This window comes from Escherichia sp. KTE31 (assembly GCF_000407925.1).
Classification (GTDB): Bacteria; Pseudomonadota; Gammaproteobacteria; order Enterobacterales; family Enterobacteriaceae; genus Escherichia; species Escherichia ruysiae.
The window spans coordinates 1-785 of sequence record NZ_KE136723.1 but is presented as its reverse complement, the minus strand read 5'-3'; the positions used below and the strand labels follow the sequence as shown (position 1 = coordinate 785).

Genomic DNA, 785 nt, shown 5'->3' with positions numbered 1-785 from the left:
TGTCGGGTTTGAGCATCGTTTTCGTCCTGACAGTGTTTAATCATTTTTACCTGGCTGGCACAGCGTGCCAGCGCGTTCTCAAGCTGCCGGATATCGGCACTTAAATCGCCGTTCGTCTCCGGGTCACTGCCCGGTATCGGGCAAAGACTCACTTTCGGGCAGGCGTTGTGGACAATCACTGGCGTCGGTGCAGGCGGGGCGCTGGTGCAACCGGCGCACAGCATCAGGCAGGTCAGCACCGTACCAGCGGCGAAAATCTTCGTTTTCATTAAGTAACCTCGTGATGGTTTTCTCGCGCTGTGCTTCACGCTTCGCGGCGTTCTCCAGTTCCTGACGCAGTGCCACCTGCGCCAGCTCGTTTTTGTCTGCCCTGGTGAGGGCAACATGAAGCTGATTTTTCAGCATGGTGATGGTCGCCTGCTGCCCACTGGCGACGTTGTTCGCCCTGTCCAGCGAGGCGCGCAGGCTGGCGTTTTCATGCTTCACCAGAAACAGCGCCGCTACCGCCAGTGATAACAACACAACCAGCACAATCATCAGCTTTGACATGGTTCCCACCCCTCAAGATGCTGACGGCAGGCCGTACGTATCAGCCGGAAGAACACCGATGCCACGAGATAAATCAGCGCGGTAAAAATCCACCCGGCGGCAACCAGCGAGATAAACGTCGCCACCATCACCACCAGAGCTACTGCCCGCCTGCGCCACGGCACCGGCTGCAAAAACAGCGACGTGACAATCTTCACGGCCAGCGATTCCGGCGGCAGCTCCCGCCCGTAGCGTTC

At 58.5% G+C, this 785-nt stretch carries 3 protein-coding genes; all 3 read right to left on the bottom strand.

Annotated elements, in window-relative coordinates; all coding sequences use genetic code 11:
* On the bottom strand, window positions 1–224 hold a 224-nt coding region (lysC, locus tag WES_RS24720; protein WP_147598575.1), incomplete at its 3' end, for an Rz1-like lysis system protein LysC.
* The gene (lysB, locus tag WES_RS13345) at window positions 124–549 is read right to left on the bottom strand and encodes an Rz-like lysis system protein LysB (protein ID WP_000040634.1); all 426 of its coding nucleotides are present in this window, start codon (window positions 547–549) and stop codon (window positions 124–126) included. The genes lysB and lysC, both read right to left, overlap by 101 nt.
* The coding region (locus WES_RS13350) for a DNZ54_00345 family protein (protein ID WP_016235178.1) at window positions 537–785 on the bottom strand (249 nt) is incomplete at its 5' end. The genes lysB and WES_RS13350, both read right to left, overlap by 13 nt.